Origin of the sequence: Frankia tisae, assembly GCF_025403405.1 — a bacterium.
GTDB classification, from domain to species: domain Bacteria; phylum Actinomycetota; class Actinomycetes; order Frankiales; family Frankiaceae; genus Frankia; species Frankia tisai.
Window position 1 is genome coordinate 1 of the sequence record NZ_JANEZT010000319.1, and the last position, 7,830, is coordinate 7,830.

At 72.7% G+C, this 7,830-nt stretch carries 5 protein-coding genes; 4 read left to right on the forward strand and 1 reads right to left on the reverse strand.

The features are described from left to right. Together NBZ85_RS23970 and NBZ85_RS23975 are read left to right on the forward strand one after the other, a co-directional pair. Positions 1-1,416 (forward strand): ATP-dependent DNA helicase (locus tag NBZ85_RS23970; protein WP_261562639.1); only part of this gene is annotated, 1,416 nt, incomplete at its 5' end. A 108-nt stretch (positions 1,417-1,524) separates the two neighbouring features. After that, complete coding sequence (locus NBZ85_RS23975) at positions 1,525-3,462, forward strand: glycosyltransferase family 39 protein (protein ID WP_261560319.1); 1,938 nt, start codon at positions 1,525-1,527, stop codon at positions 3,460-3,462. Here NBZ85_RS23975 and NBZ85_RS23980 read toward each other — a convergent pair. Then, positions 3,420-5,012: a glycosyltransferase 87 family protein gene (locus tag NBZ85_RS23980; protein WP_261562640.1), complete on the reverse strand. Its 1,593-nt coding sequence runs from the start codon at positions 5,010-5,012 to the stop codon at positions 3,420-3,422. The two genes, NBZ85_RS23975 and NBZ85_RS23980, sit on opposite strands and share 43 nt — an antisense overlap. Positions 5,013-5,284: 272 nt before the next feature. On the opposite strand from NBZ85_RS23980, the gene NBZ85_RS23985 reads away from it, so the two are divergent. Both NBZ85_RS23985 and NBZ85_RS23990 read left to right on the forward strand, forming a co-directional pair. Continuing rightward, positions 5,285-6,778 (forward strand): NAD(P)/FAD-dependent oxidoreductase, encoded by a 1,494-nt coding sequence (locus NBZ85_RS23985; protein ID WP_261562641.1) that lies wholly within the window; start codon positions 5,285-5,287, stop codon positions 6,776-6,778. 390 nt (positions 6,779-7,168) lie between these two features. Then, positions 7,169-7,830 (forward strand): glycosyltransferase family 39 protein (locus NBZ85_RS23990; RefSeq protein WP_261562642.1); only part of this gene is annotated, 662 nt, incomplete at its 3' end.

Consider the following 7,830-nt stretch of genomic DNA (forward strand, 5'->3'; position numbering starts at 1 on the left):
GGCCTGGACGAGGTGCAGCTCGCCGCCGCCCGGGCAGCCCTGGAATCGGGGGTCAGCGTGCTGACCGGCGGGCCGGGGACGGGCAAGAGCCGCACCGTCGCCGCCGTCGTCCGCCTCGCCTGGGCCGCGGACGCTCAGGTCGCGCTCGCCGCGCCGACCGGTCGGGCCGCCAAGCGGCTCGAGGAGCTGTGCGGGGCGCCGGCGAGCACCCTGCACCGGCTGCTCGGCGCGCAGGGCCGCGGCGGCGGCTTCGCCCGCGGGGAGCACAACCCGATCGACGCCGACCTCGTCGTCGTCGACGAGGCGTCGATGCTCGACGCCGAACTCGCCGCCGCGCTGCTCGACGCCTGCGCCGAGGGCACCCATCTGATGTTCGTCGGGGACCCCGCCCAGTTGCCGAGCATCGGACCGGGCCAGGTCCTCACCGATCTGCTGGAGTCCGGCGAGGTCCCGGTGACGGAGCTGCGCCGGCTCTACCGCCAGGTCGACGGCGGGGCGATCGCGATGATGGCCGCCGCGGTGCGCGGCGGGGAGCTGCCGCCGCCCCCGCCGGGCCCCGGCCGCGAGGTGGTCGTCGTCCCCTCGGGCAGTTCCGGGGAGGCGGCGCACCGCACCGTGCAGCTCGTCACCGACTCGATTCCGCGCGCGTTGGGAATCCCCTCCGCCGAGATCCAGGTCGTCACGCCGGTGCATGCCGGGCCGGCCGGCACGGGGGCGCTGAACGCGGCGCTCAAACGCGTCCTCAACCCGGGCACGGGCGCCGCGTCCGGTTTCGACCTCGGGGACCGGGTGGTGGCGACGGCCAACCACATCGACGTGGGGTTCGCCAACGGCGAGATCGGCACCGTCGTCGCCGCGGGCGAACGCGGGGCGCTGCGGATCGCTTTCCCGGGGGGAGTCGTCGAGGTGCCCGCGGGGATCCTCGGCGATCTGCGGCACGGCTGGGCGGTGACGGTGCACCGGGCGCAGGGCAGCGAGTGGCCGGCGGTCGTCGCCGTCTTCCCCCCGGAGGCCGGCCGGATGCTGACCCGCCCGTTGATCTACACGGCGCTCACCCGGGCGGCGACCCACCTGTCCATCGTCACCGTGAACGGCCCCGCCGTGCGCAACGCGGTGCGCCATGCGGGCGGGCGGCGGCGGTTGACGTCGCTCGCCGCGCTGCTCGCCGGGGAGATCGCGGGCGAGCTGGCCGAGGACGACGACCTGGACGCCGAGGATCCGGACAGCGGCGGCCTGGACACCGGCGACTCGAACGGCAAAGGACCGGGCGATGCCCGCACCGGCGTCGCCGGGTCCGCCCGTACTGGCTTCGCCGGGTCCGCCCCTGCGACGGCAGAGGACGGCCGCGAAGGTCTCGGGTCCGGTGCCGCAGCACCGCGCGCACGGGCCGCCGGCTCCGGGGTGGCCGATGGATGACAGGCTTATGGCGCGGCGATGACCTGCGGGGATCACCGCCGCGGGAGCGTGCGCCACCCCCGACGCGTCGGGGGTCCCCGGTGGGAGGCAAGATCGTGCGACATGAAGATGGGTAGCGTTCCCATCGTGGACGCAGACGCACCCGGGACGGCCGCCACCGGCCGGGAGGCCGGGTCCCTGCCCGGTCCGCGCTTGCCCCAGCAGGCACCGGACGGCGACCCGCACGAAGGCACCGCCGACGACGCAGCTGTGGCAGCCGTCCCCACGACGACGGCAGTGGCAATCGTCACGGCAGCGGTGCCTACGGACACACCGGCGCCGCTGCCAACAGACACGGCGGCAGCGACGGACACGGCGGCAGCGGCCGAGCCCGATGTCGGTACGGCCGGCAAGCGGGTGGCCGGCGAGGCGGCGTCCGACGATCGGGCACCGGGAGCCTGGCGGCGCCGGTTGAAGCACGTCGAGCGGTGGGGGCGGGCGGCGAGAATCCGGACCGTGCCGCTGGTCCCGCGGCTGCTGGCGGCCGCCGTCGCGGTAGCGGTCGCCATCGGCGCGGTGATGCGCTTCGCCACGCCGAGCCACCTGTGGCTCGACGAGTCGCTGACGGTCGCGATCGCCTCCCGGCCGGTACCGGACCTGCTCCACGCACTGCGCCACGACGGCTCACCGCCGCTGTACTACCTGCTGCTGCACGGCTGGATCAGCGTCTTCGGCGACGGCGACGTCGCGGTTCGTGCCCTGTCGGGCGTGCTGTCGCTGCTCACGCTGCCGCTGGCGTGGTTCGCCGGGCGTCGGGTCGGGCGCACCGCCCACGCCGCCGGCAACGGCGAGCGCGACGCCCCGATGTGGGTGGGCGTGGCGACGCTACTGATGTTCGCCTGCTCCCCGTATGCCATCCGCTACGGCAGCGAGACCCGGATGTACTCGCTGGTCGTGCTGCTGGTGCTGGTCTTCGGGCTGGCGGCGGTGCGCGCGCTGGAACGCTCGAGCCTGCCCCGGCTGGGGACGCTGACGCTGGCCACGGCGGCGCTGGTCTACACCCACTACTGGACGTTCCTGCTGATCTTCACGGTGGCGGCGTTCCTGCTGTTGCAGGCCCGCCGGCGCCCGTACTACCGCCGGGTCACACTGCGGGCGTTCGCGGCGATGGCGGCCTCGGCGGTGCTGTTCGCCCCGTGGATGCCGTCGTTCCTGTTCCAGATGCTGCACACCGGTACCCCGTGGGCGCCGAAGGTGCAGGCCCAGGTGCTGCTGGACACGGTGTTCGACTGGGCGGGGCCGCAGTCGACCGGGGCGCTGCTCGGCGTGGTGCTGCTCGGCGGGGCGCTCATCGGGCTGACCGCCCGGCCGGTCGCCGGCCGGGAGCTCGCGATCCGGGTGACCGGTCGGGTGCCGGGCCGCTACCTGGCGGCGATCTGGCTGCTGCCGCTGGTGCTGGCCTACTTCGTGAACTCGTTCGGCGGCAGCGCCTACGCCGAGCGGTACACCGGCATCGCCCTGCCGGCGTGCCTGCTGCTGGCCTCTCTGGGCATCGCCCAGCTTCCCGGGACGCGGGTACGCGCGATCGTGCTGGTCGTGGCCGTGTTCAGCGGGCTGGTCGGCGGCTGGCAGCTGGCCCGCACCGAACGCACGCAGGCCGGGGAGATCGCCGGGCGGATCGTCGCGCTCGCCCGGCCGGGCGACGTGGTGGCCTACTGCCCCGACCAGCTCGGCCCTGCCGTGCACCGGGCGCTGGTCCGACACGGCCCACTGACCGTCCGGGAGATCGTGTACGCGGATGCCAGCGGCCCGGCGCTCGTCGACTGGGTCGACTACGCCGACCGGATGCAGCGGGCCAACGGCACGTCGTTCGCCGCCGAGGTCAACGAACTCGCCGGCCCCGACCACGCGGTCCTGCTCGTGCGCGCCGACGGGTACCGGTTCCTGGAGGGCGCCTGCGCGGTGCTGTCCGACCAGCTGGCGACCCTGCGCGACCGGACCGTCCAGGTCGAGCGGCGCGACCTCTACGAGGGTGCGTCGCTGGAACGTTTCTCCACTCTGCGCTGACCGCCGGCGCCGAGGGCCGCGGCGGCGAGGACCAGCAGGCCCATCGGCAGCGTGTAGTGGTTGAAGAACGTCTGCTTGTTCATCAGGTTCAGCGCGAGCAGTACCAGCGCGGCCCCGAGGCAGAACCCGGTGGCGTCGCCGCGCGCCCGCCAGGCCGCGCAGTACGCCGCGACCAGCGCCACCGCAGCCGGCCCGAAGCCGAACGTGACCCCGAAGTGCGCCGCCCAGCCCGGCACGGACAGGGAGTGGCCGAGCACCCGGTAGTGCAGGTTCGTCCAGACCGCGTCGTCGACGAAGTCCCCCGGCCCGGCCAGCACCCACGGGACGACGAGCAGTGCCCCCACCCCCGCGGCCGCGGCCGTGCGCCGCGGCCCGAATCGCGGCCAGGCCGCCGCGACCGGCAGCAGCAGGGCGACGTGCTGCTTGGTGGCCAGCGCGAGGGCGAGGGCGACGACCGCCGTGCGCCCGTGACCGCCTCGGACGGCCAGCACCATGGCCGCCAGGCAGGCGACGAGCAGCGGCTCGGTCCACGACTGCTGCAGCGCGTACATCGACTCAGGAAAGATCACCACCAGCAGCGGCAGCACGGCAACGGCGACCGGCCATCCGGCCCCGCCCACACCGCCCACACCGCCGTCATCGCGGCGGCCGGTGGCGAGACCGCGCGCGCAGACCGCCGCCACCGCGAGCGCCAGCAGCAGCCCGTAGCGGACGTCGCCGAGCAGCAACCGTGGCGGCGCGAGCAGCACCGAGGTGAACGGCAGGTAGGGGTAGACGTCGAACAGGCCGTCGACGGGGTAGGCGGCGCGGTTGGGTGCCCACTGCTGGCGGTACATGTCCGCGCCGTGCGTCAGCCCCGAGGTGGAGATCTGCAGCAGGTGGAACACATCGATGCGGGGCGCGGGCGCCGCCCGGATCGTGGCGATGCCCGCGGCGCCCGCCAGGCCCAGCACGACCCAGAACAGCGCGGGTGAGCCAAGCGCCCGCCGCGCCGCCACGAGACCCGCTGCCACCAGTGCCCGGCCCGCCGGCCCGCCGGCCCGCCGGCCCGCGCCGACCGGCGGTGGGGCCAGCGCCATCAGGATCGCGGCGGTCGCAAGCAGGCCCGCGATGATCGCGAGCGCGTCGGCGACGGCGGCCGGCGGCCCGGTGGCGTAGTAGCGGGGATGGCGCACGATCGGCCCCAACCCGACGGTGAGCGCAACGAGCAGCCAGCTACCGACCCACGCCCGCCCGTACCCGGCGACACCGCACCCAGCGACACCCGGCCCGACAACGCTCGGCCCGACAACGCTCGGCCCGACGACACCGCCCGCGGACGTGACGGAGGATTCGGTCGACGGGCGGTGGTGGACGGTGGCGAGCGCGGCGGCCGCGACGCCGAGCAGGACGCCGGCCATCGCCCACGCGCCGTACCGGCCGTCCTTCGCCGCGATGCCCCAGGCGAGGGCGCACCAGCCGACGAGGATCGCCGGTAACGTCCGGCGCGGACCCGAGTCGGCACCTTCGGGCCACGCCGCGGCTGCCTGCCGCGAACTGAATACAGGCAAGCCCATGTCCGCACGATGCCAGAGCGGGACCGGGGCACAGTCGGCGGACTCACCGCAATGGACAGGTGGACAGGCAGGCAGGGGGGAATAGACCGGATGTACCACGCTTGATCGTGCCGGTGACGGCGAGGGGGTGCGGATGGGTCACAGCCGTCCGCATGCAAGACTTGCCCCCCGAGGCCGGTCCCAGGGTCCGGCGCCCCCGGCGGTGGATGCCCGGCATCCGGCCGCGGGAGTGACCATGAAGGTGCGTTGAGGAGAGGTCCGGCACAGTGACCGAAAAGCCAGAGGTAGTCGTCATCGGAGCCGGGCCGGCCGGTCTGACCGCCGGCTGGGAGCTGGTGAAACGGGACGTGCCCGTGACGATTATCGAGGGTGACTCGGTCGTCGGCGGAATCAGCCGTACCGCGCAGCGGGACGGCTGGCGTTTCGACATCGGCGGCCACCGTTTCTTCACGAAGGTACCTGAGGTCGAGAAGCTCTGGCACGAGATCCTGCCGGAGGAGGACTTCCTGCTCCGGCCGCGATCGAGCCGCATCTACTACAACGGGAAGTTCTTCGACTACCCACTCAAGGCGACGAACGCACTCGGCGGGTTGGGCCTGGTGGAGGCGGCGCGCTGCATCGCCTCCTACGCCGCGGCCCGCGTGCGCCCGCCGCAGGACCAGAGCAACTACGAGAACTGGCTGGTGGCCCGCTTCGGCTGGCGGCTGTACCGCACGTTCTTCAAGACCTACACCGAGAAGCTGTGGGGCGTGCCGGTCAGCGAGATGCCCTCGGACTGGGCGGCGCAGCGCATCAAGAGCCTGTCCATGATGAACGCCATTGTGAACTCGGTACTGCCCAAGCGGAACCAGACGGATATCACCTCCCTCATCGAGGAGTTCCAGTACCCCAAGTTCGGGCCTGGAATGATGTGGGAAACCGCCACCGACAAGATCGTCAAGCAGGGCGGTCGAGTGGTCTTCGAGGAGAAGGTCCGCAAGATTCACCACGCTGACGGCCGGGCGACCGGCGTTACCACCACCGTGACCGGCGGATATGGCCCGGGAGCCGGCGCGCCGGAATCGTCGCGCAGCGACCTCGGCAGCGAGTACCAGTACCCCGCCGACGAGATCATCTCGTCGATGTCTTTCTCCTCGCTGGTCCGTGTGATGGACCCGCCGGTGCCCGACCACGTCCTGGCCGCGGCGAACGCGCTGAAGTACCGCGACTTTCTCACCGTCGCCCTCGTGGTACCGGAGGAGGCCGGTTTCCCGGACAACTGGATCTACATCCACTCCCCCGCCGTCAAGGTCGGGCGGATCCAGAACTTCGCCTCCTGGTCGCCGTTCCTGGTGAAGGACAAGCGGACCTGTCTGGGCCTGGAGTACTTCGTCTTCGAGGGCGACGAGACGTGGAACAGCTCGGATGAGGATCTCATCAAGCTCGCCACCAAGGAGCTGGTCGAACTCGGGCTCATCCGGGCCTCCCAGGTCGAGCAGGGATTCGTCGTGCGGATGCCGAAGGCGTACCCGTACTACGACATGCAGTACAAGAACAACGTCGATATCATTCGGGCCTGGCTGGCCGAGAACACGCCGAACGTGCACCCGGTCGGCCGCAACGGCATGCACCGGTACAACAACCAGGACCACTCGATGCTGACCGCCATGCTGACCGTCGAGAACATCGTCGACGGCACGAAGCACGACGTGTGGGAGGTCAACGTCGAGGAGGACTACCACGAGGAGGTGTCGTCGCCCGGCGGCGCAGCCAAGCGCTGACAGCCGGGCCGACCGGCTGAGCGCGACGGCTCGGCCCACCCGGACTTTCGGGGTGGGCCGAGGCCCTGCGGCGGCCCATGGAGGACCCGGCCGGGATCTTCGATGGTCGTCGAGCGGTCGCCGTCGACGTGCCGTCGGCGGCCGACCCGACCAGAATGCGGGACGGTACGCTTCGCGGCGCCCACTCGGCGCGCCCCGGTGGCGGCTTCGGTGGCCAGCCCACCGCCCCGGCACGTAATCCGCGGCCTGTCCCCCGCGCCCGCCCGGCATCGCCGCGGCGCGGGGGGCTGTCGCACGAGACCTGCACCGGGTGCGGACCTGCCTGGTCGGCCGATCGTGGCCCGGCCGACCTCGCCGCACCATGGGCAACGTGGACGGAAGGGACTGACCGTGACGGATGTCGCGGTCCGGCCGGCGGAGCAGCTCCCCGGGCCGGTCGACCGGGTCGGGGACGCGCCCGACCGTGCGGGGCGGGTGTTCGCCGCGGTGGTGGGGGTGCTCGTCGCCGCCGCGGTCATCGTGCGCTTCACCGCCAACCAGGCGCTGTGGCTTGACGAGGCGCAGAGCGTCGCCATCGCGCGGCTCCCGCTGCACGGGTCGGGCGTCACCATGTGGGACGGCCTGCTGCAGGACGGCTCACCACCGCTGTACTACCTGGTGCTGCACGGGTGGATCACCGTGTTCGGGGAGAGCAACCTCGCCGTCCGATCCCTGTCCGCACTGATCAACACCGCCGCGGCGTGGCCGCTGTTCCTGCTGGCGCGGCGGGTGGTGAACGCCCGCGCGGCGAAGGTCACCGTCGTGCTGTACCTGACCTCGCCGTTCGCGCTGTACTTCGGCACCGAGACCCGGATGTACAGCCTCATCGTGCTACTCACCGCGCTCGGCGGGCTCGCCATGGAACGGGTGCTGCGGGCACCGTCGGTACGTTCGGTGATCGGCCTGGCCCTCGCCGCCGGCTGCCTGGCACTGACCCACTACTGGTGCCTGTACCTGCTGCTCACCGTCGCCGTGTGGCTGATCGGGCTGCTCACCCTGCGGCCCTGGTACCG

What these genes read in the sequence shown, in the direction of transcription:
- NBZ85_RS23975 (WP_261560319.1), top strand. Translation starts at nt 1,525, where the DNA reads ATGGGTAGCGTTCCCATCGTGGACGCAGACGCACCCGGGACGGCCGCC.